General features: G+C 59.5%; 16 protein-coding genes. 7 read left to right on the forward strand and 9 right to left on the reverse strand.

The annotated features are described in order from the left end of the window. Positions 1–9 precede the first annotated feature (9 nt). From JAO77_RS16695 to JAO77_RS16715, 5 genes are all read left to right on the forward strand, one after another. Complete coding sequence (locus JAO77_RS16695; protein ID WP_198991550.1) at positions 10–1,227, forward strand: glycosyltransferase family 4 protein; 1,218 nt, start codon at positions 10–12, stop codon at positions 1,225–1,227. A gap of 248 nt (positions 1,228–1,475) precedes the next feature. Continuing rightward, positions 1,476–1,973 carry a YciE/YciF ferroxidase family protein gene (locus tag JAO77_RS16700; RefSeq protein ID WP_198991551.1) on the forward strand — a complete coding sequence of 166 codons (498 nt, stop codon included), beginning with the start codon at positions 1,476–1,478 and terminating at the stop codon, positions 1,971–1,973. 180 nt (positions 1,974–2,153) lie between these two features. Next, positions 2,154–3,251 carry a glycosyltransferase gene (locus JAO77_RS16705; RefSeq protein ID WP_198991552.1) on the forward strand — a complete coding sequence of 366 codons (1,098 nt, stop codon included), beginning with the start codon at positions 2,154–2,156 and terminating at the stop codon, positions 3,249–3,251. A 127-nt stretch (positions 3,252–3,378) separates the two neighbouring features. Next, positions 3,379–4,287 carry an LEA type 2 family protein gene (locus JAO77_RS16710; RefSeq protein ID WP_198991553.1) on the forward strand — a complete coding sequence of 303 codons (909 nt, stop codon included), beginning with the start codon at positions 3,379–3,381 and terminating at the stop codon, positions 4,285–4,287. Between the two features lie 49 nt (positions 4,288–4,336). Next, positions 4,337–4,594: a hypothetical protein gene (locus tag JAO77_RS16715; RefSeq protein ID WP_198991554.1), complete on the forward strand. Its 258-nt coding sequence runs from the start codon at positions 4,337–4,339 to the stop codon at positions 4,592–4,594. A gap of 858 nt (positions 4,595–5,452) precedes the next feature. Here the strand turns inward: JAO77_RS16715 and JAO77_RS16720 are convergent. From JAO77_RS16720 to JAO77_RS16760, 9 genes are all read right to left on the reverse strand, one after another. Beyond that, positions 5,453–7,648, reverse strand: coding sequence for a bifunctional alpha,alpha-trehalose-phosphate synthase (UDP-forming)/trehalose-phosphatase (locus JAO77_RS16720; protein WP_198991555.1), 2,196 nt, complete (start codon positions 7,646–7,648; stop codon positions 5,453–5,455). Between the two features lie 73 nt (positions 7,649–7,721). Next, on the reverse strand, positions 7,722–8,561 hold the full coding sequence (locus tag JAO77_RS16725) for a cyanophycinase (RefSeq protein ID WP_198991556.1): 840 nt from the start codon (positions 8,559–8,561) through the stop codon (positions 7,722–7,724). A gap of 252 nt (positions 8,562–8,813) precedes the next feature. After that, positions 8,814–9,725 (reverse strand): isoaspartyl peptidase/L-asparaginase family protein, encoded by a 912-nt coding sequence (locus JAO77_RS16730; protein WP_235998480.1) that lies wholly within the window; start codon positions 9,723–9,725, stop codon positions 8,814–8,816. Further along, the gene (locus JAO77_RS16735; RefSeq protein ID WP_198991557.1) at positions 9,722–10,138 is read right to left on the reverse strand and encodes a hypothetical protein; all 417 of its coding nucleotides are present in this window, start codon (positions 10,136–10,138) and stop codon (positions 9,722–9,724) included. The genes JAO77_RS16730 and JAO77_RS16735 overlap by 4 nt, the downstream gene beginning before the upstream one ends. A 227-nt stretch (positions 10,139–10,365) precedes the next feature. Further along, a complete protein-coding gene (locus JAO77_RS16740) occupies positions 10,366–11,949 on the reverse strand; it encodes a PQQ-dependent sugar dehydrogenase (protein ID WP_198991558.1) in 1,584 nt (527 codons plus the stop codon). A 219-nt stretch (positions 11,950–12,168) separates the two neighbouring features. Continuing rightward, positions 12,169–12,456, reverse strand: coding sequence for a hypothetical protein (locus JAO77_RS16745; protein ID WP_198991559.1), 288 nt, complete (start codon positions 12,454–12,456; stop codon positions 12,169–12,171). A 264-nt stretch (positions 12,457–12,720) separates the two neighbouring features. Continuing rightward, a complete protein-coding gene (locus JAO77_RS16750; RefSeq protein WP_198991560.1) occupies positions 12,721–15,876 on the reverse strand; it encodes a T9SS-dependent M36 family metallopeptidase in 3,156 nt (1,051 codons plus the stop codon). A gap of 75 nt (positions 15,877–15,951) precedes the next feature. Further along, on the reverse strand, positions 15,952–16,119 hold the full coding sequence (locus JAO77_RS16755; RefSeq protein WP_198991561.1) for a hypothetical protein: 168 nt from the start codon (positions 16,117–16,119) through the stop codon (positions 15,952–15,954). Between the two features lie 190 nt (positions 16,120–16,309). Next, a complete protein-coding gene (locus JAO77_RS16760; protein ID WP_198991562.1) occupies positions 16,310–17,284 on the reverse strand; it encodes an AAA family ATPase in 975 nt (324 codons plus the stop codon). Positions 17,285–17,551: 267 nt separating this feature from the next. Between JAO77_RS16760 and JAO77_RS16765 the strand changes: the two genes are divergently transcribed. Together JAO77_RS16765 and tamL are read left to right on the forward strand one after the other, a co-directional pair. Continuing rightward, positions 17,552–22,810, forward strand: a complete 5,259-nt coding sequence (locus JAO77_RS16765) for a translocation/assembly module TamB domain-containing protein (protein WP_198991563.1) — start codon at positions 17,552–17,554, stop codon at positions 22,808–22,810. A 115-nt stretch (positions 22,811–22,925) separates the two neighbouring features. Then, positions 22,926–25,271: a translocation and assembly module lipoprotein TamL gene (gene tamL / locus JAO77_RS16770; RefSeq protein WP_198991564.1), complete on the forward strand. Its 2,346-nt coding sequence runs from the start codon at positions 22,926–22,928 to the stop codon at positions 25,269–25,271. Positions 25,272–25,303: the final 32 nt, after the last annotated feature.

Consider the following 25,303-nt stretch of genomic DNA (forward strand, 5'->3'; position numbering starts at 1 on the left):
TCAGTATCCTTGCACGTCACCGTTTTTAGCCAGTACCATACCAGCCCCGACTGCCCGGCCACTAGCCGGCATTACACGCTGCTGACTGAACTGGTGAAGCACCATCGCGTGACGCTGCTAACTACCCCAGCTTGGCGCAGCCAGCAGCTAACCCAGGAGTTTGCCTGGGTGCCGCCGGGGGTGGAGCTGCACGAGGCCGATGTGCCCTATGATAATAAGATGGGGCCGGCGCGCCGAGCGCTGGCCTTTGCGCAGTACGCGGCGTGGGCGGTGCGGGCGGGCCGCCGCCTAGGTCGCCCCGATGTGGTGTGGGGCATCAGCACGCCCTTAACGGCGGCGTGGGCGGCGGCGCGGGTGGCGCGGTATTGGCGCGTGCCGTGGGTGTTTGAGGTGCAGGACTTGTGGCCCTCGTTTCCGGTGGCGATGGGCGCTGTGCCCACCGCGCTGGCCCGAAGGCAGCTGTTTGCGCTAGAAAAACGACTCTATGACAGCGCGGCGCACATCGTCCCGCTCTCGCCCGACATGAGTGCTTACGTGGCCGACCTAGGCTTGCCCGCTTCTAAAATTACCACATTGCTCAATGGCACCGACCTCAACCTGGCGGCCCGCGCCACGCCCGAGGCTGTGGCGGCACTGCGCCAAGCGCACGCCCTAGGTGGTCGAAAAGTAGTGCTTTACGCGGGCACGTTTGGCCGGGCCAACGATATGCCTACCGTGGTAGCGGCGGCCGAAGCGATGGCAGCTGCCGACCCAGCCGTGACGTGGGTATTCTTGGGCCACGGCTACTACGAGCCATTAGTAGCAGCGGCGGCCGCCCGCTGGCCGGGGCGCATCCGGCTGGTGGGCGGGCAGCCGCGGCACGCGGTATTTAGCTGGTTTGCGCTGGCCGATGTGGCGCTGGTGTCTTTTCTAAACCTGCCTGTGCTGGACACTAACTCGCCAGCCAAGCTCTACGACGCGCTGGCCGTGGGCACGCCCGTGGTGGTTACGAACCAGGGCTGGACCAAGAAGCTGGTCGAAGAGCACGGCTGCGGCTGGTATGCCCCGGCTGGCGACGCCGTGGCCCTGGCCACGCAATTGCAAGCGGTGCTAGCCGCACCCGCCGCGCTGGCCGAGGCCGGCGCGCGCGGCCGGCAGCTAGCCCTACGGGACTTTGACCGCCAACAGCTGGCCGCCCGCATGCAGGCTATTTTGCAGACGGCCTCTGGTGCAGCTCCTCCCCACTAGCCTTAGGTTGGGCCCGGCGGCATTTGCTGCATCTGGCGTAAAGGAGACTGCGCATACTACGTAGCTGAGGCCGCAGCCAGCATGCAAAACGCGTAGAAACGCCTACGCACAAATCGGTAATTACGGCTAAATAACAGGTAGTGAGAGGTCTATTAGCTAGCCTTTCCTGAAGTATCTGCGTTAAGAAAGGGAGTGATTTTCTTTTTATGCAGCTAAGTACTTCCTCGCCTCCCTCTTTTGCTACGGTTATGTTCGATACTGTAAAGACCCTTGCTGATTTATTTGAGCTTAAGCTGCAGGGGCTGTATGATGCAGAAATACAGGTAGCAAAAGCACTACCAGCGCTAACAAACGCGGCTACTAACCCGCACTTGCGCCTAGGTCTTGAGCAGTACCTGCGCGAAACCGAAAGCCAAGCAGCTCAGCTAGAACAAGTAGCTGCCAGCCTTGGCCTTTCCCTCCCTGGGCTTGGCTGCAAGGCTATGGAGAGCCTCGTGGAAGAGGGCGACCGGCTGCTGTCGTTCAATGCCAGCGACGAAGTAATAGACGCCGCGGTTATTAGTGTGGCACAACAAATTACACACTATAACATAGCCCAGTATGACACAGTAGTTCGCTTTGCCCAGCGCCTGAGCTACACGCCTGTGGCCTCGCTGCTTGGTAGCATCTTGGCGGTAGAAAAGCATACCTCGGAAACGCTTAAGCAGCTGGCCGGCCACTGGGCCGCGGAACAAGTAGTTGGGTAAGCGTGCACCTGAGTCTAGTTTGGGGCAAAATACTGTCAGTATTTTACGCATGCAATTATTTAAAAATCAGTATTTTGCTTAATAACTAGCGTGCTATATGCCGCCGTAGAAAAGCAGCGACCTAGGGACTAGCCACATGGGCGCTCTGGGTAGCCATCTGCCTTGGTAGAGGCTGCATCTATGGATTGGTTATCACTATTCTTTGGGACGTTCTTTGGGTTGTACGCCCTGATACTGCTGCGCGCAATGTGGCCGCGGCCAGCACTCCCGGCACTCACCGTTTACCCACGAGTAAGCATTCTGGTGGCGGCCCGCAACGAGGCTGCTACCATCGAGCGGTGCCTGGCTGCCCTGGCGCAACTAAACTACCCAGCTGACAAGCTGGAAATTTTGATTGGCGACGATGCCTCGACCGACGGCACGGCCGCCCTGGTGCAGCGCTTCATTCAGGACCGACCGCAGTTCCGGCTTTTATCTATCCGGCAACAACTAGGCACGGCGCGCGGCAAGGGCAATGTGCTGGCCCACCTGTGCCGCGCGGCCACTACCGACTATTTCTTGCTGACCGATGCCGACATGGTGCTTCACCCCGACTGGGTGCGCACCATGCTGGCCGCCGCCCCCGCCGAAGTGGGCATTGTGACGGGCATTACTACTGCCGATGGTTCGCTCTTTGGGCGTTGGCAGGGGCTCGACTGGCTGTTTGGCCTCAATCTTATCCGGCTGCTAACCGACTGCGGGCTGCCCATTACGGCGGTGGGCAACAACATGCTCGTGACCCGGGCGGCCTATGAGTCCATTGGCGGCTACGAGGCCCTGGCTTTCAGCATTACCGAGGACTTGCAGCTTTTCCAGCAAGTAGTAGCCCAGGGCTGGCACTACCGCAACCTCATCGACCCGCGGGTGCTGGGCATTTCGGTGCCGCAGCCTACCCTAGGGCACCTACTGCGCCAGCGTAAGCGCTGGATGAAGGGCGCCGGCCGCTTGCCCTGGCAATTGGGAGCACTCTTCAGCTCTTACGGCATTTTTTACACCGTGCTAGGTTGGCCGGGCCTACTCCCCCTAGGTAGCATCGTGCTGCTCTACGCCGGCAAGGTGCTCTGCCAAAGCCTGTTTCTGGCCATCACGCTACGGCAGGCCGGGCACCGCGAGCGCCTGGGCGTGCTGCTGCTCTACGATGGCTACCTGCTACTAATGTCGCTGGCCGTGCTAGCCTACACGGTGTGGCCCGGCGCTATAGAGTGGAAAGCCCGCCGCTACACCTGGGCCGAAGGATAAAACAAGAGATACTTATCAATGCCTAACGAGCAGCTATATCTTATGCAAGATATTATTAGTCAGCAAAATATATCAATCATTTCAATACACTAAATAATCTCTCACTGCTCACTACGCATTACATCTTATGGCTGATTCCTCAAACGGGCGACACCCTGTTCGCACCACGTTGCTTGTACTGGTAGGGCTGCTACTAGTGGGCGCGGGCATTACCTACTTCGCCACCGACCACGGCAAGGCCCTATTGCCTACTCTCGAGCAGCCTACGCTCAACATCAGCCAGATTACCCGCGAGCGCCTCAAGGGCCAGTTTATGGTGAAGCTGCGCAACAATGCACCCCTAGACCTCCAAATTGACAGCTTGCGCTACGAAGCGCAGGTAGATGGCAAGCGCTTGGCGCAGGGGCACAAATCCCGCCCACTCGTGGCCAAAGGCAATGCGCTCAGCAATCTCGAATTACCTCTTACCCTCAACCTGCCTGAAGTAAAGCAAGCAGCCAAAACCGCCCAGCGCGACTGCGTAACCGTGCAGTTGCACACCGTGCTATACGCCGACCTGCCGGGCGTGGGGCCCAAAGAGATTCCGGTGGATGTGCGCAAGCGCGTCTACATTCCAAAGCTGCCCAAGATAGAGGTAGCCGACGTGGATATTACCAAGCTAGGGCTGAACAAAGGCGAGGCCACGGTGAACCTCCGCGTCACCAATTATGAGTCCATTCCTTTCACCGTGAAGCAAGTAAGCTACCGCTTTCAGGTAGAAGACGACCTCGATGTAAAAGGCCAGGAAACTAAGGATGTCACCTTCAAGAAAAAGGGCATCGAACTGATGCCCATTCACGTAAAATTTCAGCCCAAAAAGATGCCTAAGGTGCTGTTTAAGACAATTTTCAAACCTAAGAAAACAGATTATAAGCTCACGGGCACGGCTACCATCGCCGCGGGCGAAGCCAGCGCCCGCGATGCAACCATGCATTTTAATAGCAGCGGCACTATGAAAGAGCTGAAAGAACTCGCCAAAGGAGCCAAGGACGAGTAGGCGTCCGCTCCTACCCCACCACTATTCTACTCTCTAATTTCTCTCCCCGATGCCTCTACACCCCGAACTAGACAAGAAGCTAAGCAAGATTTACGAGCCCCGCACTACCATCAACGACGTATTCAAGGGCTACGACATCACCTTCGTGACCAACGAAAACGGCGAGCCCACCCTACTCTTTTTTGGTAAGCGCCGGCCCGATGGCCTCATTGCTGGCGAGCGCTTCACGCGCACCATCAAGCGGCAGCCTGGCAGCCTGGAAGTAAAATCCAGCCACTGGGACAACCAAGGTAAGATTAAGTACTAAGGCTCGCCTATAGCCAGACAGCCCCCAGCAGGCCGCTTGGCTTACCGAAGCAACAAGTCCCCGGCGGGGCGCCCTTTCTACCACAAAGGGGCGCCCCGCCGGGGACTTGTTGCTTCAGGAGGCTCACGGGAGCTAGCACCGGCGCTTAGCGCCATTACGTGGCCGGCTTTATAGAACGATACAAAGTTTAGATAGGCTATTACTTATAATCTAAGCAGCACCGTCAGCCTCTTCTTCACTTTATCTTTGAAGCAGAGCTATACCTAATCTCTATTCTTTTCTATTTACAGCAAGTTCTACAAGTTGTTGAGCACCTCCGTGCCCACGCCAACGGCTGGCTGTACACGCTGCCTATGAATACTTTATACTTTACTACTCAGTTTCAGGCCACCCAGTATTTTACTTGGGCGGCAGGGCCACCTCTGCCGTATGCCCGTGTGCCTGGCAGCGCACTTTGCGCTCTTTTATCTAGAGCCTGGCGGCGCAGTAAGCTGCGCCCGCATTAGCAAAGAGTTGCCTTGGCGTAGTTGAATTCTGCCGGGAATAGGCCCTGCCGCAGCTGCCTCGTGGTGCTGGGCTTCGCAAAACCAGCGCCGCAGCGGCTCAAGAGCAGCACCTCCCCTACGCGCCCCTCCTGGCCTCTGCGGCAGCGCGAACGCCCACCTAGGCTAGCTGCTCCGCTACTTATATTGCTAAGCAGCAGACCAAGCATAGTAGTTGATATCCAAACGGGTGCCTATACCATATCCACTATCACGCTACCGCTAGCTACCTCTTACGCCTAAAGTGGCGCAGCCTTAAGCCGCGCCCTAGGGCCATTGATGGTGCTGTCGAAGCAAGCTGCTCCTTCCTCTTCTACTAGGCATTTATCTGTACGGCTGGCAGGCTACGCAGTAGCCGGCGCACCTCGGCGGGGCTTGGTACTGAGTAGCGAGCCAGCGAGCGGGGGGCATGGCCTACCCGCACGGTATAGGCTGTATCAGGCAGCGCGGCAAATGTGTCTTCGTCGGTGCGGTCGTCGCCTAGGGCCAAGATAAAGTCGGGGTGCTCGGTGCTTAGCCAGCGCCCCACGGCGGTGCCTTTGTGCAAGTCGGCGGGCTTTATTTCCAGCACCTTATCTACCTCTAGCACTTGCAAGCCGGTGTTAGAGGTCATGAAGGCGAGGTGGCTTAGCAGCTCGCGGGCGCGCAGGGCACCTAGGCCGGCATCGGCGCGGCGGTAGTGCCAGGCCAGGGAATATTCCTTCTCTTCGATAAATGAGCCGGCCGTGCGGCGCACGTACTGCTCCAGCAGGGGCCGGAACTCACGCTTCCAGGCGGTTTGCATTTCCTGAAACAGGTGCCACTCTTCGCCCGCTTGGCGCAGCCACACGCCGTGCTCGGCCACAAAGTCGAGGCGCAGGTGGCCCATCCACTGGTCGAGCTCAGCCCGGCTGCGCCCGCTGATGATGACCACGCGGTTGTGTGGGTCGGCCCCTAGGTCGGCCAGCAGCGCCAGCAACTCTTTATCGGGCTGGGCGCGCTGGGGCCGCGCATTGAAGCGCTGGAGCGTGCCATCGTAGTCGAGCAGCAGCAGCCGGCGCTCAGCGGCCTCGTAGTCGGCCAGCAGCTGCACAGTGACGGCCTCATCCAGCAGGTCAGTGCTCAGGGTCAGCTGCTTGATTTTGCTATAGGCGAGGCGGTCTAGGAAAAGCTTGGTCCAGGCAAACACGTCGTACTGGCGCACCAGCTCCTGCATGTGGCCTAGGCGCGTGCGTTGCTCGTCGTCGGGCATTTGCAGGGCTTCGTGCAGGGCCGCCACCAGCTGGTCGGTATCAGTGGGGTTGATGAGCAGGGCATCGGAAAGCTCTTGGGCGGCGCCGGCCCGCTCGCTCAGAATAAGCACGCCGCGGTCGCTCCCGACCTTGCTCGCAATGAACTCTTTGGCCACTAGGTTCATGCCATCGCGCACGGGCGTCACCAGGGCTACGTCAGCCATCCGATAGAAGGCCGCCAGTTCCTCAAACGGAAACGAGCGGTAGAAATATAGAATGGGGTCCCAGCTGATGGTGCTGTACTGCGCGTTGATGCGGCCCACCAGTTCATCGATTTCCTCTTTCAGCGCAGCATACTGCGGCACTTGGTCGCGCGAGGGCACCACTACCATCAGCAGGCTCACGCGGCCCACATACTCGGGGTGCGTCTGCAACAGCCCCTCGAAGGCGCGCAGCCGCTGCGCAATGCCCTTTGTGTAGTCGAGCCGGTCGACGGAGAGCACAACCCGCGTAGCGCGGAGCACTTGGCGATAGGTACGCTCGTAGCCGAGGGCGGCCTCGGAGGCCGCAGCCTGCACGTAGCGCTCGTAGTCGATGCCCATCGGAAACGCATCGACTAGCACCGGACGGGTGGGCAGTTCGACCTGGCCATTCTGGGTGGGCAGACCTAGGACGTGGCCTACTGCACTCAGGAAGTGGTGCATGTAGTCGAAGGTGTGAAACCCAATGAGGTCGGCCCCGAGCATGCCGCGCAGCAGCTCGGCGCGCCAGGGCAGCACCCGCATCAGCTCGTACGACGGGAAGGGGATGTGCAGGAAGAAACCGATGGTAGCCTCCGGCCGCGCCGCGCGCAGCATTTCGGGCAGCAGCAGCAGCTGGTAGTCGTGCACCCAAATGGTATCATCGGGCCCGGCCTGGGATAGCACGGCTTGGCAAAACTTTTCATTCACGGCCCGGTAGGCCGCCCAATGCGCAGGCTCGTAGGTAGCCAGCTCGCTAAAGTAGTGGAAGGTAGGCCATAGCGTGCCGTTGCTGAAGCCCTCGTAGTAATCGTGGATTTCGCCTTCTGTCAAAAATACTGGGGCCATGCTGTCGTCGGCCAGGCGCTCGGTTACCTGGGCCTGCTCCTTGGGGTCGGTCACCTCCAGGCCCGGCCAACCCACCCACACGTTGCCATCGGCACGGTAAATAGACCCTAGGCCGGTGGCTAGCCCGCCCTCGCTGGGCTGAAAATGCAAGCCGTCGTCGGCCCGCTGCACCTTAGTAGGCAAGCGGTTAGAAACAATAATTGTCCTGGACATAACTTTATTATTATCAATAAGCAGGCAAGCAAAAGCTGCCATTGCTCACTGTTAATTGCTCATTGCTTATTGGCTAAAATCCCCAACCGGGCAGCGTAAAGCGCTGGCCCTTGGCTAGCAGGTGTAGGCGCAGGTCTCGGATGGAGAAGACCTCGCCAGGGGCGATGTCATAGATGGTATTGCCGGTGCAGTCGTGGCCATCTAGCAGCACCACAATGCCATTGCCCAGCACCTCCACTTCGCAGCCTTTCGTGATGAGCACGGCGGTGTCTTCTTCGAGACCTAGGCCGATGCAGCCAGGATTGGTGGCGATAATCTGAGCCATGCGCACGATGCGCCCGCGCTTGACAAAGTGCGTGTCGATGGCTACATCGCGCAGCAGCTGCAAGCCGGTAGTGATATGAATTTCATCTTTGAGAAAGCCCGCGTCGTTGCGCCCTTGGTATATCATGGGCGTGCTCATGGCCGCGGCCCCGGCGCTGGTGCCCGCAATGATGATGGGCTCGTGCAGGTAACGCTCGCCTAGGCGCGCCAGCACCGCGGTGCCGCCGAGCAAGGCCGTGAGGCGCAGCTGGTCGCCGCCCGTGAAGAGCACCCCATCGGCGCGGTTGATAGTATCAACTGCCTCTGGGCTATTGGCCTGCGCCCGGCTCTGGATGTTGAGCACTTCGAGGTGCTCGACGCCAAGCGCCGTAAAAGCCTCGATGTAGTCTTGGGCGGCTTCGTCGGCTTCTTCGGAAGCGGTGGGGATGATAACGACGGTGCGCTTGCCCCCCAGCTCATCAACGAATCGCTGGAGAATAAAATCAGCTGATTTTTCGTGGGCAGTGCTAGTCTCGCTAGCGGCTTCGCGCTGCTCGTGGCCTCCAATAGCTAGGAGGCTACCTTTGGGAATAGATGATTTGGTAGGCATAGAAACAAAAAATGGGGACCGGCCCGCATAAGCCAGCCGAAGGTTGGCGCCGGGCAGAAGCGCCCTTGGCAGCAGGTAGCTACCGTAGCCTACCGGCCGGTTCCCAGCCCGTCGCTACTTCCAGAGGTAGCCGTAACGAGGGCTCTCTACTTTAAACGGCTAGTCGTGCCCCCCGGCGATGCTATAAATACGGATTTTGTACTTCGGATAACTCGTATTCGGATTTTAAGCCGTGAAGCCCCTCCGAGCTGGCTACTCCTCGCGAAAGATGGCCACGTAGGGGTCAGCTTCGCCCACGCGGTAGGCGCGGCGCATCACGTTGGTATTAAACTCGATAGCGACGCGCCCCTCGGGGTCGAGCGCTATCATCCCCTTGTCGCCGCGCAGGGTCTCATCGTGCAGCCCTAGGGCTTCCCGGCACGCTTCGGCCAGGGGCAAGCCTTTGTACTTGACCAAGGCGCAAACCTCATGGGCCAGCGCCCCGCGCATGATAATTTCGCCATCGCCGGTGCACGACACGGCGCAGGCGTCGTTGGTGGCGTAGGTGCCGCCGCCCAGCACCGGGCTATCGCCCACCCGGCCCTTGGCCTGGCCCTCAATACCGCCGGTGCTGGTAGCCACGGCCAGGTTGCCGGCTAGGTCGAGCGCCACGGCACCTACTGTGTCGTGCCCCGAGGGAGCGGGCTCCTGCTGCGCCAGTTCGAGCCACTGCGCGCGCGTTTTGGCGGTTTGGAAGTAGTCGGGGCCTGCCACTGGGAGGCCCCGCTGCAAGGCAAACTCCAACGCGCCCTCGCCAGCCAGGTACACGTGGGGGCTGTGGTCGAGCACCGCCCGGGCTAGGCTAATAGGGTGCTTCACGTACTTGACGCCGCTCACGGCGCCTGCCTGCAGGGTGCGGCCGTCCATGATGGCGGCATCGAGCTCGGCTTCGCCCTGGCGATTGAGACTAGCTCCGCGCCCAGCATTGAAGTGCGGATTGTCTTCGAGGCAGCGCACGGCCGCTTCTACGGCATCGAGGGCCGAGCCACCCTGATTAAGGATAATCCAGCCCGCCTGCAGGGCTTCGCCGAGGCCTACGCGCTGAAAGGCAGCTTCCTCTTCCGACAGCTCGCCGGGCTTCATAGTCACGGCGCCGCCGTGTATTACAATCGCATACAGACTCATACAGTACCAATGGGGATAAGCTGCCACAGCTGCCCCCCGCCCTGGGGCAAGCACTGCAAGCGGAAGTAGCCGCGCAGCAAGTGGCCATCAAAACAGAGGCGCAGCACGCCTTCTACTAGGTCGGCGCGCAAGTTGGGTAGTAGGCCGGGGTGGGCCGGGGCTAGTTGTAATTCTCCCGTATCGAGGCGCGTGAGTGGGTCGCTAGGCGTAGCCGCTGGCAACTGCCACAGCAACACCGGGCGCTTGGCCAGCTGCTTCAGGGGCAGCGGTATAACCCAGTGCGCCAGGCACCCTTGGGCGTCGCCGAGCGACAACTGGTGGTAGTGCGGACTGGTTTGGGAACGTGACACCTCGAAGGAAACTATAGACGAAGGCTGCGCGCCAGCCACCCTAGGAAAGGAAACAGGGCTCATGGAGTAGGTGGGAAAAGATGAGTTTCTGAGCTTCTAAACGGCCCATTCCCAAACAAGAGCTATTCGATAAACCCTGATTTTTAACTGCGTAAGTCGCGTAGCGACCTACGTACTTTCACCATGGCGCCAGCTTATTTTAACACGTATTTCCTTGTCTTTTTGGCACCTATTCATCTTGTGCGCTGGTGTGTAAAGACCACCGATTTTAGCTATTACCTATGCTAGGCTCACTTGCCTGCCTGGCGGGCGGCCCGAGCTGGGCGGTGCGTATCGGCGTTGCCCACCGCCCTAGGTGTCGCGGACGCCGGGCGGCCCGGCGCCGAGCCACCACCTCGCTGGTAGGTAAACTCCAGGATGCAGCCCTTGCAGCTGGTGCCTTTGGGGTCTTCCTTCGATGGGCCCGATGTGACAGACGCGCTGTCGGTAGCCAGGTAGAGGCGGCGACCATCGGGCGACAGGGCCACGTCGCGGTAGCGCACCGGCGCTTTGAAGTAGGTGAGCGTGTCGCCCACCACGCGGGTACCGGCCGCATCAAGGCGTAGGCGCAGTAGCTTGCCGTGCTTGAGGGTGGGCACCAGCAGCGAGTTTTGCCAGCCCGGAATGGCCGCCGCCGTGTACACGGCCAAGCTACTAGGTGCCTCGGAGGGCCACTCGGGCGCCTCAGCGTGGCGCTTAGTCTTGGCAAAAAAGTCTTTCAGAAACACGTTAGAGTTAGGGTACAGCGTCTTGATGGGGTCGCGGTAGGCGGCACCTAGGGCCTTGGCATTGACGCTCTCGCTGCCGATGAGCGGGTAAGTGGTGTGCCACGGACCAGGTAGCGTGGCGCGGTCCGATACGCTGGCTGCCAGTCCGTCGTAGTTACCATCGTTGTAGCCGATAACGAGCGGGTGGCCGTAGTTTTTACCCGGTTCTACAATATTGATTTCGTCGTCGGAGTAAGGGCCGTGCTCGCTTTCGTAGAGGTGCCCGGCGCCGCCTACCACCGCATAGGCCAGGCCCTGCGGGTTGCGGTGGCCGATGCTCCACACGGCGCTTTGGCGGCTGGCGGCGCCGTAAGGGTTATCGTTGGGCAGCCACTGGTCGGCGGGGGCGGCATCGGCGTCGGGCGCGAGGTTGAAGCGCAAAATCTTGCCCTCATAATGGGTGGCTTGCTGCGCATGGTTGGGCCGGCCGCCATTGTCAAACTGCCCGGCGCCTAGGTCGCCAATGCTGTAAAAAAGATAGTCCTTACCCCCCACCGGCGCAATGAGCAGCCGGCCACCGTTGTGGTCGCTGCTGCCGGGCAGCGTATCGCAGAGCACCACGGGGCGCGTGAGGGTTTGGGCGGCCGCTTGGTACTCGTAGCGCACAATGCGCGTGGTGAAGAAGTAGCCGCCGTAGTTGGGTGCGCCGCCCTTGCCCGGCTGGCCCGCTCCCGCAAAGCGGTAGAGGTAGGCCAGGTACACGTAAGGCTTGCCTTGTAGCAGCTGCGGGTGCAGGGCCATGCCCATCAGGCCGCCCTGGGGCCAGGGCTTACCACCATCCAGCGAGTCAGACAGCTTGTCGTAGCGCGGAAACTGGCGCTCGCGGCTCAGGTCGAGCAGCACGGTTTTGGTGCCGGTGGCGGGGTCGAGCCGGCTGACGCGGTAGCCCTTGGCTTCGGTTATCCAGAGATGGTTGTCGGGGCCGTAGGTAAGCTCCCAAGGGTCGCTGAGCTGCCGCGCCAGCACGCGCCGCCCAAATACTTCGCCCTGCGGGCCAGTCACGGTTTGAGCCCAGGCCCCAGCGCTGCTGGCTAATAAGCTGTAAATCAGAAAAATCGTGGCACGCATAATAAAGAATGTAGCCGAGCCAGCCTACAGGGGCGGCCCAAGCCAGCTCTGCTATACGGAGCCTAGGGATGCGTGAAGTACGGATTTAACCCTTTATAACTACTGAAAGTGGCCACCCAAAGCCACAACCTAGGGCGCTGGTGCAAGGCGTTGAAAAAGTAAACCCCCAGCTGCAACGTGTGCAGCTGGGGGTTTGCTATGCTTTAAAGCAACTAAAAACTACTTGATTTTGATGCGCTTGCCGTTGCTTTTTACCTTGGCACCGGGGGCAGGCTGAATCACCGTTTTGTCTTTGCCTTTGGTATTGGCCTGCATCGTGTTCGCGTCGTTGGTCGTGGTGGTCGACTCCGTGGTGGTCGTAGTCGAGGGGGTTACCGTTTGGTCCGGGGTCATCGTGGCCGGGGTCGAGGTAGTTTGGCGCGTCGTGGTGGTAGTAGTGCCAGTTTGGGCATTGGCCGAATAAGCACCAGCGGTAAGCATAGCAGCCAGAATGAACAGCGTTTTCATATGGAAGGGTTGAGGTTAGGTATAAGCGGTGCCAGCTACTGCCAGCCCCGGCGACTTGTCGCGGGGTCTTAAACGGTAGCTCAACAGCAAAGGTTAAAACCTCGCTTCGCTTGCCCTCCTCACTACTCGCACTACCTAGAGACAACGCCTTCACCTAACCTCCTGGCAACTCGATAGACAGTGATAGGTAGTAGCAAACACTCGATATAAAAAGAGGCCGTACTACTGCACGGCCTCTTTCCTACTTAGTGCTAAACTAGCTACCTAGTCGTGCAGAATAAGCTTGGTGGCTTTGCTCTGCTTGCCAGCTACCAAGCGCACCATGTACAGGCCGGGCACGAGGTGGCCGCGGCTGAACTCATGGGAGAAGCTTTCGCCAGCGTCGCCGGTGCCTTCGGCCACTACGGCTACTAGGGCACCCTGCATGTTTATCACTTCCAGGCGGTAGCTGCTGCTTTCAGTGAGGGTGAAGGCCAGCGTGGTGTGGTCCGAAGTCGGGTTAGGCGAAGCGGTCAGCTGCAAGCTTTCCGCTACGTCTTCGCTGGCTTGCAAAGAAGGAGTAGTCAGCTTGTCGCAAGCGCCCACCATGTCGCCGTGGCCTAGGTGGTCGGCTACACCATCGGCGCCGATGCACAGCACTTTGCCTTTGTGGCACACCGTTACCTTGTCGAGCTTGTTGCCGCAGCGCACATCAATGACGTTGATAGTCACGGAAGCGGTGCGGGTGCACAACGCTGCGTTGACGGCCGTCACGGTGAAGGTGTAGCTGCCCGCCGCGGTAGGCGTAAACACCGGGTTGGCGATGGTCGGGTTGCTAAGGCCCTTGGCGGGCGACCAGGTATAGGTGAAAGTGGGGTCACCGCTAGCCGTCAGAGTCACGCTCTGGGCGCCGTAGCCTAGGTAGATGGTTTTGGCGGCAGCGCCAGTGAAGCCAGCGTTGGCAGGGGCTACTGCGATAGTAGGCGCGGTGCAAGCGAATACGGGCGGCAGGTCAAAGCTTTCGACCTGGTCGGTGCGGCTGGTACTCAGGCCTTGCTTGGCGCTAAAGCCTAGACCGCGGCGGGCGAACACCTTCCAAATCAACTCCTGGTTGGCGCCTTTGTTGAGGGCTACGTCGGCGGCCAAGATGGCATCACGAGCATCCACAAAGCCGGGGCTGCAGGGCTGTAGCTTCAGGCCTTCAATGACGAGGGCCATGGCTTTGTTGTTGCCACCTTTACCATTATAAAGGTCAGTGTCGTAGCCGTATTTGTCAACCAGCGCCCAGTTCATGTCCCAAATCATGGTGGCCCACACGAAGCCGATGCCGTGGGGAGCGGCAATAGCGGCGGTATTGTTGGTGGCGCCGTAAGTGAAGTTGTTCACCGCAAAATCGGTGCTGTAGGGAGCCGGACGGATGCCGCGGCCGGTGGTGGGCTGACCCGAAGCGTAGGTACCGATGCCGCGGGCCTTAGCGCCCGTGTCACCAGGCTTAGTGGTCAGCATCAGGCCGAACCAGTCGCTCCAGCCTTCGCCTGCTTGCTCGGCGTTGCGCAAGCAGGCTACGTTCAAGCCGCCGCCCGTGAGGCGCGTCGAAATACCGTGGCCATACTCATGGGCAATAATGCCGTTGTCGAAGTCGCCATCGAGCTCGGGGCCCGAGCCGTTGTTCTTGAGGGCTACGGTCACAACAGTTTTTGCATCTAGCAGGGTCCGAATGGTTTGGCCATCGGCTTGGCTAATCATCACTGCCGGGATGGTGATAGCCGGCTGGGCTACCGTGGGCGTACCGCCCATGGCAATGGGGGCGCCCGGTGCATTGTTGATAACGACTACGGCAATGGCGCCGGCCTTCTGGGCGTTCTGCACTTTGTCGGCAAAGCCGCAAGTACCACGGTAAACCACCGCGATGTTGCCGCTGATGGCCGCGGCATTCACGTATGCTCCGCAACCTTCTTGGCTAAGGCCGCCTGCCGCCGGCGGGGTGGTTTGGGCCAGCACGAGTTGGCCGGTTACTGGGGTCGGGGTTAGGGGCCGGCTAAAAGTACCCTCGATGGCGGGGTAGCTGCCCGCCACCCCCGCGGGGGTCGTCACGCGGAATAGGTCGCGGTCGGGAATCCCGTTCCACAGGTACATCTGCATGCGCGGCGCAAAGCCTTCGCGGGGCGTCGAGAAATTGGCGTTGTTGCGGGTAGTCGCGCCGGGGGGCGGCACCGGAATATTGCGGCTGTCCTGAGCTTCGGCCAGCACGGGGTCGCCGCCGACTCCTCCTTCGTTGTTGAGGTTCTCGAGCTGAAAGTTGGCGCTGCCTTCATCGAACCCATACTGGTACCACACATCGTGCATGATGTTGCTCCAGTAAAAGAGATTGGTGGTAGCCGCGTCGCGGTAGGTTACCGGCTGCTGCGTAAAGTCTACCGGGAAGTCAAAAACCAGCCCAGCCCCCCCGTCGGGGCTGTAGTTCGTTAGGTAGCTGTTGTCGTTGTTTGGGTCTTCGTAGGCATACACGTTGTTGCCGCGCGTAGTCGTAAAGCTGCCGCCGGGCACGTAGTGCCACCCCTGGGGCGAGGCTACTGGGTCGGCAGCATCGGCACCCACCAGCACGCGCGGCCCGTGGCTGGGGCTTTCTGTCACGAGCGGAAACACGCGGTAGGTACCCGTGGCAGCAGCCGTAGCCACCGCCGCAGCGAAGTTGAACGCGGCAGGCTGCGTAGCCGCTACAGTCTGACCTAGGGGCATGCCGTCGGGCCCGTCGTTGTCAAACTCGCAGTGTAGTACTAGGTTGTCTTTTTCCAAAAGCGCGCCCGTAGCGGCGTCTACCCGCACTTCCCACCAGTTTTGGGCGCTCAGCTCGTAAATAGATACCTCCCAGGCTAGCTGCAGGCCGCCATCGGCGAGGGGCTGGTACACGAGCTTGGCCGTAATTGGCTCCAGGGCAATACCGCCCGTCGAGAAGACTGTTTCGCCATTCTTGGCGCCAGTCTGTTTTTGCACGGCTAGGTCCTGCTTTAACGAAAGGCCTACGTGGCGGGCCGCTGCCGCTACTGCGGCCGAAGCTGTAATGGGGGCACTTTGGCGCGCCGCTACGCGGTGGCTGGCGTCTTTCTGAAAGCGGTCGCCCACGTTCAGCACCTGGTCGTCCTTGGTCATGTTCACGTTGCTTACCGCATTGTGAATCTCGATGCCCTGGTAGCGCTGCTGCAGGTAAAAGTGCTTTACACCGCTGTTTTTAGAAACTGACTGCCCACTCAATACAACATCGGTAATGTCCGTGTCCGTGAGGCGCAGGGCCTGCTTGTTTTTGCGGAGGTGCTCTAGGGCCGCCTGAGGCACCGCTTCGCTGGGCGCGGGGGTTTTGCTCTGGCTATAAGCTGAGTAGCTGCCGCCCAGCAGGACGGCCGATAAACCAAGTCGCGTGGCAATGGGTAAGAGTTTTCTCATGTACTTTATGTGGGGTGAATGGTAACATTGCGCTAAAAGTATAGAGACTTACTAAGATTCGTACTATTTATTTAATCATTTTTTCATAATTGTCAAATATAAAAATTCATATACATATAGAAGAAACGCATGATAACCTAAACCTTGCTGCACTAATAAGTTGCGTGGTAGACGCACATTAGCAACTCCTATGAGGTCTTGAGCGATATTCATTTTTGCTTCATCTTCGATAGCTTGGAACATCAGCTTAAAAACGCTATGATACCCGCAGTAAGCCTGTGCCATTGCGTTTCGAGCAGCACTCAGTCGCGCATTCCTAAACGCAAATAGCCCAGCTTAAAGACTGGGCTATTTGCGTTTAGCTTATTAAAGCGCAATGTAAAATCGCGGTAGGCAAGATTTCAGAGCATGCCCTAAGACACGTAGCGCTGCCTTATGAAATTGGTACCTTCCGAAGAATGCCTTCTATGAGGTCTTGGGTTTTCACGCCGTCGGCTTCAGCCTCGTAGGTCATCAGGATGCGGTGGTTGAGCACATCTTGGGCCACGTCTTTGATGTCTTCAGGCAGCACGTAGTCACGGCCATCTAGGTAGGCTACGGCGCGGGCGGCGCGGTGCAGCGCAATACTGGCCCTAGGGCTGGCCCCGAACTGCACGGCCTGCGCAAACTCGGGCAGGTCGTAGTCGGCCGGGCGGCGGGTAGCGAACACCAACTCGATGAGGTACTTCTCTAGGGTATCCGAAATCGTAACCTGGTTTATCTGGTCGCGGATGCCGAAGATATCTTCCTTGGTAAGCACCGCCTGCACGTCGCCTTTAAACCCTAGGTTGGCCATGCGGCGCATTACCTCCAGCTCGTCGGCTTTTTTGAGGTAGTCCACGTGCACCTTCAGCATAAAGCGGTCGACTTGGGCCTCGGGCAGCGGATAGGTGCCCTCCTGCTCCACGGGGTTTTGGGTAGCCAGCACCAAGAAGGGTCGGTCGAGGATGTAGGTAGTTTCGCCAATGGTCACCTGGCCTTCCTGCATGGCCTCGAGCAAGGCGCTCTGCACCTTGGCCGGCGAGCGGTTTATCTCGTCGGCCAGCACGAGGTTGGCGAAGATGGGGCCTTTCTTGACCTCAAACACCGACTGATTCTGGTTGTAAATCATGGTGCCCACCAAGTCGGAGGGCAGCAGGTCGGGCGTGAACTGCACGCGCTGAAAGTGCAAGTGCAGCACCTGCGCCAGCGTACTCACCGTGAGTGTTTTGGCCAAGCCCGGCACACCTTCGAGCAAGATGTGGCCGCCCGTAAACACACCAATGAGTAGGCGGCTCACCAGCGCCCGCTGGCCCACTACCACTTTTTCCATCTCGGCGAAGGCCTGGCGAATGAGGGGGCGGTAATCGGGGGCGGAAGAGGGCTGCATGGAGCAAAATAACGGCGGAGGGAGAGAAGTAGCTTGGACTTTGCGGTGTGAGCACGCAGGCAATGAGCCTCAATCGTGCGAGCGACCCTAGGGCTGCTTGCTCGTATTGCTCGCGCTCGGGTTGCGCAATTCAAGCGACTTCCACTATGCTACTGTTCAGCCTATCACAAATTAATCTAACCCCAACCCTGAATATTCCGTTTGGGAAGAACATAATTCTGTTCAAACCGGCGTTTGCCCTGGCAGCGCCTAGCCTTTTTTCTGCCTGTGTCCATCTACTTACGCCGCTTTTTATACGTTGTATTTGGGCTGATTGGCCTAGTGCTACTACTAGTAGTGGGAGTAGTCGCGTTTCTGCAATTTCCTAGCGGGCAAGATTTTGTAGCCCGCCGAGCCGAAGGTTACCTGCGCGACAAGCTGAAGACTGAAGTGCGGCTCGGCAAGTTTCGTACCGACTTCTGCCACGCCATCAACTTCGACGATGTGTACCTGGCCGACCAGCAGCGCGACACCCTGCTGAGCGTGGGCCACCTAGGCGTGAGCATCGACATTTTTGCGCTGCTCAAAAAGCAGATTAATGTCAAGGACGTGGAGCTGAACAATGGCCGCGTGCGCCTGACGCGCACCGAGCCCGACAGCGTCAACAACTACGATTTTATCGTCAAGGCCTTCAGCGACCCCACGGCGCCGGTCGATACCACTAGCTCGGGGCTGAAGTACAACATCGGGCGGGTGCGCCTGACCAATATCCTGTTCACTCAAAACGACCAGATAGCCGGCTCTGACCTGCGCGCCAAGCTCGGCGAGCTGCTGGTGAACATGGACGAGGTAGATGTGGATAACTCGGTGTATAAAGTGGATAACGCGGCTTTGCGCCACGCTGCCATCCGGATGGAGCAAACCAAAACCGCACCTGAGCTGGATGACAACAAGCCCGAGGAGCCGCTGAGCCTGACCTTCGGGCTGAACAAGGCGACGCTCGAAGACGTGGGCTTTGTGTATAAAAACGACCCCTCGGCACAGTACATCAACACCCAAATCGGGCTGGCCGACATCACGGCCAAAAACATCGACCTAGTAAAAGAGCGCATCGACCTTGATAAGCTGACGCTCAAAAACACCATCCTCGCCTACTCGCAAAACGAAAACGTGCCCACCGAGCAGCGGGCCATCAACCCGGCCGAGGCGGTGCGCAAGGTGGATGAGGCCGCCGACAAGGCCAACGCTTCGCCCATGAAGTGGCGCGTGACCCTAGGCCAGTCGGACATCAGTGGCGTGGCCGTGAACTTCGACAACTTCAACGACCCCAAGCTGAAAAGCCGCTACCCGGCACTCGACTACAGCCACCTGCACTTTACGGACCTAGTACTGAATACGCGGGACCTCACCTTTACCGAAGCGCGCACTACGGTGAAGCTCGACAACCTGGCGGGCAAGGACCACAGCGGCTTCGCCATCACGTCGGCGCGGGCCAATGTGGTGTACGACACGGCGCAGATTCAACTCGACAGCCTCGACCTCGTGACACCCCACTCGCGCATCAAGCGCAGCCTAGGTATGCGCTACAAGAGCCTGGCTGGCATTGCCGACGACCTACCCAACCTAGGGCTGAGCGGCGACCTGCGCGAGACGCGCCTGGGCTTCCGCGACGTGCTGTACCTAGTGCCAAGCCTGGCCGACACGCCGCCCTTCACCACCGGCCCCAACCAAAGCATCTTGTTGAGCGGACTGGTGAGCGGCCGCCTAGGTGACCTCAACATCCGCAACCTCGACTTTGTGGGCTTCCGCAACACGGTGGTGCAGGCCCGGCGGGCGCACATTGTAGGTTTGCCCAATGTAGATGGGCGGCTGTACACAGACATCGACTTGCAGCGCTTCAGCACCACGCGGGCCGACTTGTTGAGCCTCGTACCCAAGGGCACGATACCTAGCAATATCAGCATCCCCCCTACCCTTTCGCTGAGCGGCACTTTCAAGGGGCGGCCGGTAACGCTGGCATTTGATACCAACCTCAAGCTGCGCTCGACCTACGGCAACGTGGCCTTTTCGGGCAAGCTCGGGGCAGCGCAGGCCAATGGCCGGCAGCCGCTGGTGGGCACGTTTGCGGTGCAAAACTTTGATGCGGGCAAGCTGCTGAAAGACCCGACTATCGGCACTATCACGGGCAGCGGACGCATCAATGCTACCGGCAATTTGCAAGACCCAGCCACGCTGATAGGCAAGGTGACAGCTAACATCCAGAGCGCCCGCTACAACGGCTACACCTACCGTGGCGTGACGGCCGCTGTGGACATCGACCGCAACAAATACACCATCGCGGCCAGCAGCAAAAGCGACCCCAATCTCGACCTCGACTTGAACGCCGTGGTGAACCTGCGCGACGCTAACAACCCGAGCTACGAGGTAACCAAGCTGAACTTGCGCGGCGCTAACCTTACCAAGCTAGGCTTCTACACTGGCGGTGACCTACGCATTCAGGGCAACCTTAACGCCAACCTGCGCGGCGCGAGCGCCAACACAATTAATGGTACGTTCAGCGGCAACAACATTGTTATTGTCAATAACAACCAGCCCATCGCGCTGGACTCGGTGAGCGGGCGCATCGTGCAAACGGCCACCCGCACGGCCGTCAATTTCAACTCGAACATTGCCGATGTCAACCTCGATGGTAACGTACATCTAGGCGACCTGGCCACGGAGCTACAGCGGCACATCAACCGCTATTTCCGGTTGGCGGGCGTACAGCCCTTCACCAATAATGCGGGCAACCAGCAGTTTACGTACTCGCTGCGTGTAAAAAACACGCGGCTGCTGCGCCGGCTGGTGCCGGGCCTGTGGCGCTTGTCGCCCTTCACGCTGGCTGGCGACTACAACCGCGCTGCCGCCCGCCTCACGGCCAAAACCAACATTCCCGTCATTCGCTACCAGAGCTACCGCCTCGATTCGCTGACGCTGAACGTGGATTCGGACCCGCAGAAGCTTGGCTATGCGCTGCGCCTGGCCCGGGCGGCCCAGCAGACGCTGGTGGATACCACCTTCCAGCTGCGCCAGCCCAGCATCGTGGGCAATGTAGCTGATAATAAAGTCAATACTCGCGTCGCTATCCTAGGAGACTCGACTAATAAAGAGCGGCTGGCGCTGGACGGTACATTATCGGTAGTGGACCAGCGCGGCGGCGATGCCTACCAGTTTGCCTTCGACGACGACCAGATTATCAATTACGACACCTGGACGGCCGGCGCGGGCAACTACGTGCGCTACAATGCCGACGGCACCATAGTGGCCAACGCCCTGCGCCTGAGTAACGGCTCGTCGGCGCTGGTGGTGCAGAGCCAGAACCCGGCCGTGAACACCTCGCCGCTGGCCGTGCGCTTCGAGCAGTTCCAGCTCAGCATCTTGAGCAAGGCCATCGGGCAGCCCGATTCGACCCTAGGGGGCACCCTCAACGGCGAGGCCGTGGCCCGCAACCTAGGTACCCCCAAGCAAGCTTTCACAGCCGACCTCAGCATCAAGGACGTGCTCTTTAGCAAGACCATCATTGGCGACCTGGCCCTGCAAGCCAGCAACCCCACGCCCGACCGCTACGACGTAAACGCCCGCCTCACCGGCGGTGGCGGCAACGATGTGACTGTGCGCGGCGCCTACCGCACGGTGGGCAACACGCCGCTCGACTTTGTGGTAGACGTGGCCCGCCTGAATGTGAAAACGGCTGAGCCCTTCTCGGCTGGGCAGGTAAGCCAGGCCACCGGTTTCCTCACGGGGCAGCTGACGCTGGCAGGCACCACCAGCGCGCCGCAGGTACGTGGCCAGCTCACTACTTCGCCCGATGCCAGCTTTGTGGTGCCGCAGCTCGGCTCGCCGTTCCGATTGGTGAGCCAGCCCATTACGTTTGATGCGAAGGGTATCGCCTTCAACAACTTCACGGTGCTCGACTCGGCTGGCAATAAGGCGGTGGCCAACGGCTACCTGCTCACGCCCAACCTAATAGACTACTCCTTTGACTTACGCGTGACGACAGATAAGTTCTTGGCCGTGAAGAGCAAGCGCACGAAGGACAATACACTCTACTACGGGCGCCTGGTAGTAGACTCTGATACGCGCCTCACCGGGCCGCTCTCACTCATCAAGATTGACACCCGCGCCACCGTGGCCAAGGGCTCAGACCTCACGGTAGAGAACCCGGCCGTAGACCCCAGTGTGGTGGCCCGCGAAGGCATCGTGCAGTTTGTGGACAAGAGCGTTAAGATTAACCCCATGCTGGCTAAAAGGCTGGCGGTGGCCGACTCGATAGCTCAGGCTGGCACTATCGGCTACGATATCACGGCCCAGATTACGATTAACGACGATACGCCCTTCACCTTCGTGGTAGACCCCGTGAGCGGTGACAACCTGCGCGTGCGGGCCGCCGGCACCCTGACAACTAACATCGACCCCAGCGGCAACATCACCCTCAGCGGGCGCCTCGATGTGCGCCGCGGCAAGTACCGGCTCTCGCTGTATGGGCTAGTCACGCGCGAGTTCATCATTGCTAAAGGCTCATCGCTGGTATGGAGCGGCGACCCCTACAACGCTGACCTGAATCTCACAGCCGTGTACAAGGTGAAGGCCCCCCCCGCCGACCTGCTGGCCGCGCAAGGCACCAACGACGCGGCTACTAATGCCGTGGCACGCAATGCCATGGACTTTAACGTACTCATTAAGGTAACTGACCAGCTCAGCAAGCCTACCATTGGGTTCGATATCACGATACCGCAGTCGGCCCTTAATAACCCGGCGGCGCCTCAAGTCGATGCCATTCTGGCCAACCTGCGTCAGCCCAACCAGACTTCGGAGCAGAGCAAGCAAGTGTTTTCGCTGCTAGTATTGGGGCGCTTTATTCAGCAGAACCCCTTCCAGTCGGCGGGTGGCGAAAGCTTGGTGGCCAGCCAGTTGCGCGGCTCGGTAAGCCAGGTGCTTACCGACCAGCTTCAGAACCTGACGGGCAAGTACCTCTCGGGCCTGGGCCTCGACCTAGGCGTGACCAACCAGGCCGACTACACCAGCAGCTCAGGCTCGCGCACCGACCTGAACGTAGCCGTGCGCCGTCAGCTCTTCAATAACCGCCTCACGGTGCGCGTGGGCAGCGACATTGCTCTGGCCGGCGGCGGCGGCAACACGGCGGTAGGCGGCAACCAGAACTCGGCCAGCAACCTGGCCGGCGACGTGAGCCTCGAATACACCGTTTTGGCCGACGGCCGCCTGCGCCTGCGGGCCTTCCGTCAGAATGCCTACGAGGACATCGACGGCAACATTGTGCGCACGGGTGCTGCCTTAGTGTTCCAGCGAGATTACAACGACTTTAAGGACCTGTTTGAGAAAGTGAGCAAGGCCGACAAGCAGCGCAACCGCGACATCCGCAAGCAAGACAAGCTGGATAAGGAAGAGCGGAAGCGCCGTGAGCAGCAGCAGGCCGATTCGGCCTCGGCCGTAACCGCTGCCACCACCAGCCGCCGCGACACCACGCGCCGTCCCACCACCAGCCAATAAGCGGCTGTAGCAAAGCGGAGTAGTCTCCGTTTCCGTTCGAATGGCCTACCTAGGGCGGAGTTGGCGTGCCACTCCGCCCTGCGGCCAGCGCCCCGCCCTGCAAAAAGAGTATAGTATGAAGAAAATCTCCTTGTTTGCCTCTTCTAAGTTGCTGCCTGCGGCGGCCCAGCGTTGGGCCGCTGTGTTGGGCTTACTGTTTTTTGCCTCGTGCTCGGGGCTGAAATACGTGCCCGAAGGCGAGAAGCTGTACACCGGCAGCAAAGTCACCCTAGAGTCGCCCACCAAGCTGCGCAACCAGTCGGCCCTGCAAACCGAACTTACCGACCTCATTCGGCCCCAGCCCAACTCCTCGATTCTGGGGCAGCGGCCCAAGCTCTATTTTTGGCACCTAGGGATAGGTAAATCTAAGGGCCTGAAACACTTCCTGGCCGACAAGCTCGGCGAGCCGCCAGTGCTGCTTAGCCAGGCCCAGCCCGCCAACACCCGCAGCCTGATGGTGAATCGCCTTCAAAATCGCGGTTACTTCCACGGTGCCGCCGCCAGCGAAGTGCAGGTAAAGGAGAACACCGCCCAGATAAACTACACGGTGCGGCCGGGCCAGCAGTACACCATCCAGGAAATTCACTTTCCGGACCGCGACACTCTCATCGATGCGGCCATTCGGAGCACTCAACCCAACACGCTGCTGAAAGTAGGCGACCCCTACGACCTAGACGTGTTTACCAACGAACGCGCCCGCATTGACAAGGCACTCAAGAACCGGGGCTACTACTACTTTAACCCTAACTATATCCTGTTTCAGGTTGATAGCACGCTCAATGGCAAGGTGAATGTGTATTATAAGCTGAAGGCCGAGGCGCCCGCCAAGGCCACGCGACCCTACTGGCTCAAAACCATCAGCCTAAATACCAACTACGTACTTACCGACACGACCACCCGCGAGCCCATTCGCTACAATAAATATTTGTACTACCCCGACGAGGACGTGTTTAAGGCAAAGGCCGTTACGCGAGCCGTGTTCCTATATCCCGACAGTTTGTTTCGGCAGTTTCGGCGCGACCAGACGCTCTCGCGCCTCATGAGCCTGAACACCTTCCGCTACGTCGAAATCAAGTTCAAGCCCTCGACCGCCGGCGACTCGGCCGGCCGCGCCCGTCTCGATGCCGACGTACTAATGACGCAGCTTAAGAAGAAAAGCCTGCGCGCCGAGCTCCAGTTGGTAAGCAAAAGCAACGGCTTCATTGGGCCGGGCCTCACGGCGCAGTTTCGCAACCGCTCAGCCTTTCGTGGGGCCGAGCAGCTGCTCGTAAATGCGGTAGCTTCGTACGAAACGCAAACTCGCCCTCCCTCCGGGGTACAATCGACTCGCGGTACCTCGGGCTTGATTTCGACTGAATTTGGCTTGAATGCCCAACTGGTCGTACCGCGTCTCATAGCGCCTAACCTGCCGTTTCTGAACCCACGTCTGGTCAATTCTAACTTTCAGCCGCGCACTAATTTTGGCCTAGGCTTGCGCTATGTCAACCGTACTAATTACTTCAGCACCACCAGCTATAACGCCAGCTACGGCTACAGTTGGAAAACTAAAATTACTAATGAGCAGGAACTGAAGCTGATTGATGCCTCGTACAACGCTGTTTCTACCGACCAAGCGTTCAATGAGGTGCTCAACGCTCGTCCCTTCCTGAAGCAGGCTTACACCTCGCAGTTTATCCTAGCCAGTTCTTACCGCTACACTTACAACCAGCAGGTGCTGGAGAAGCGCCGCCAGCAGATTTTCTTTCAAGGACAGGCAGAGGTAGCTGGCAACGCGGCCAACGCACTCAGCCGCCTCACGGCAGGCACCACCACTGGCGACCAGTACTACAGCATTGCGGGCCAGCGCTTCGCGCAATACGCCAAGTTTGACCTAGAGCTGCGCGAGTACTACCGCATCAGCGCCAACCCTGCCTCGGGCAACCGCATTGTGGGCCGCTTGCAAATTGGAGCGGGCTTACCCTATGGCAACTCATCGGGCGGCTCGCTACCCTACCTGCGCCAGTACGGTATTGGGGGTCCTAACTCCATTCGGGCCTACGCGGCGCGCCAAATTGGGCCCGGTTCGTACCGGCCGGTGGCCGGCGACTTCATCAACAACTACTACGACCAAGTGGGCGACCTGCGCCTCGAAGGCAACCTAGAGTACCGCCAGGACCTGTTTTCCTACGTGAAGGGCGCCGTGTTTGTGGATGCGGGCAATATCTGGCTCGTCAACAATGACCCCCAGCGCCCGGGCGGGCAGTTCAATGCCAGCACCTTCCTCAACCAACTGGCCGTGGGTGCGGGCGCAGGCTTGCGCATCGACGTGCAGTTCTTCGTGCTTCGCTTCGACTACGCCATACCCCTGCGCGCCAACTACGGCACGCCCGCCAGCGACGACCAATCGGGCCGCTTGAACATTGCTATCGGCTATCCTTTCTAGGGTATCTACACAGCAACAAAACGGCTGTCATG

The organism is Hymenobacter sp. BT559 (assembly GCF_016427535.1).
GTDB lineage: Bacteria > Bacteroidota > Bacteroidia > Cytophagales > Hymenobacteraceae > Hymenobacter.

What these genes read in the sequence shown, in the direction of transcription:
- JAO77_RS16725 (WP_198991556.1), bottom strand. Translation starts at nt 8,561, where the DNA reads ATGCCTACCAAATCATCTATTCCCAAAGGTAGCCTCCTAGCTATTGGA.
- JAO77_RS16745 (WP_198991559.1), bottom strand. Translation starts at nt 12,456, where the DNA reads ATGAAAACGCTGTTCATTCTGGCTGCTATGCTTACCGCTGGTGCTTAT.
- JAO77_RS16720 (WP_198991555.1), bottom strand. Translation starts at nt 7,648, where the DNA reads ATGTCCAGGACAATTATTGTTTCTAACCGCTTGCCTACTAAGGTGCAG.
- JAO77_RS16705 (WP_198991552.1), top strand. Translation starts at nt 2,154, where the DNA reads ATGGATTGGTTATCACTATTCTTTGGGACGTTCTTTGGGTTGTACGCC.
- JAO77_RS16730 (WP_235998480.1), bottom strand. Translation starts at nt 9,725, where the DNA reads ATGAGTCTGTATGCGATTGTAATACACGGCGGCGCCGTGACTATGAAG.
- JAO77_RS16700 (WP_198991551.1), top strand. Translation starts at nt 1,476, where the DNA reads ATGTTCGATACTGTAAAGACCCTTGCTGATTTATTTGAGCTTAAGCTG.
- JAO77_RS16715 (WP_198991554.1), top strand. Translation starts at nt 4,337, where the DNA reads ATGCCTCTACACCCCGAACTAGACAAGAAGCTAAGCAAGATTTACGAG.
- tamL (WP_198991564.1), top strand. Translation starts at nt 22,926, where the DNA reads ATGAAGAAAATCTCCTTGTTTGCCTCTTCTAAGTTGCTGCCTGCGGCG.
- JAO77_RS16760 (WP_198991562.1), bottom strand. Translation starts at nt 17,284, where the DNA reads ATGCAGCCCTCTTCCGCCCCCGATTACCGCCCCCTCATTCGCCAGGCC.
- JAO77_RS16755 (WP_198991561.1), bottom strand. Translation starts at nt 16,119, where the DNA reads ATGTTCCAAGCTATCGAAGATGAAGCAAAAATGAATATCGCTCAAGAC.
- JAO77_RS16740 (WP_198991558.1), bottom strand. Translation starts at nt 11,949, where the DNA reads ATGCGTGCCACGATTTTTCTGATTTACAGCTTATTAGCCAGCAGCGCT.
- JAO77_RS16735 (WP_198991557.1), bottom strand. Translation starts at nt 10,138, where the DNA reads ATGAGCCCTGTTTCCTTTCCTAGGGTGGCTGGCGCGCAGCCTTCGTCT.
- JAO77_RS16710 (WP_198991553.1), top strand. Translation starts at nt 3,379, where the DNA reads ATGGCTGATTCCTCAAACGGGCGACACCCTGTTCGCACCACGTTGCTT.
- JAO77_RS16750 (WP_198991560.1), bottom strand. Translation starts at nt 15,876, where the DNA reads ATGAGAAAACTCTTACCCATTGCCACGCGACTTGGTTTATCGGCCGTC.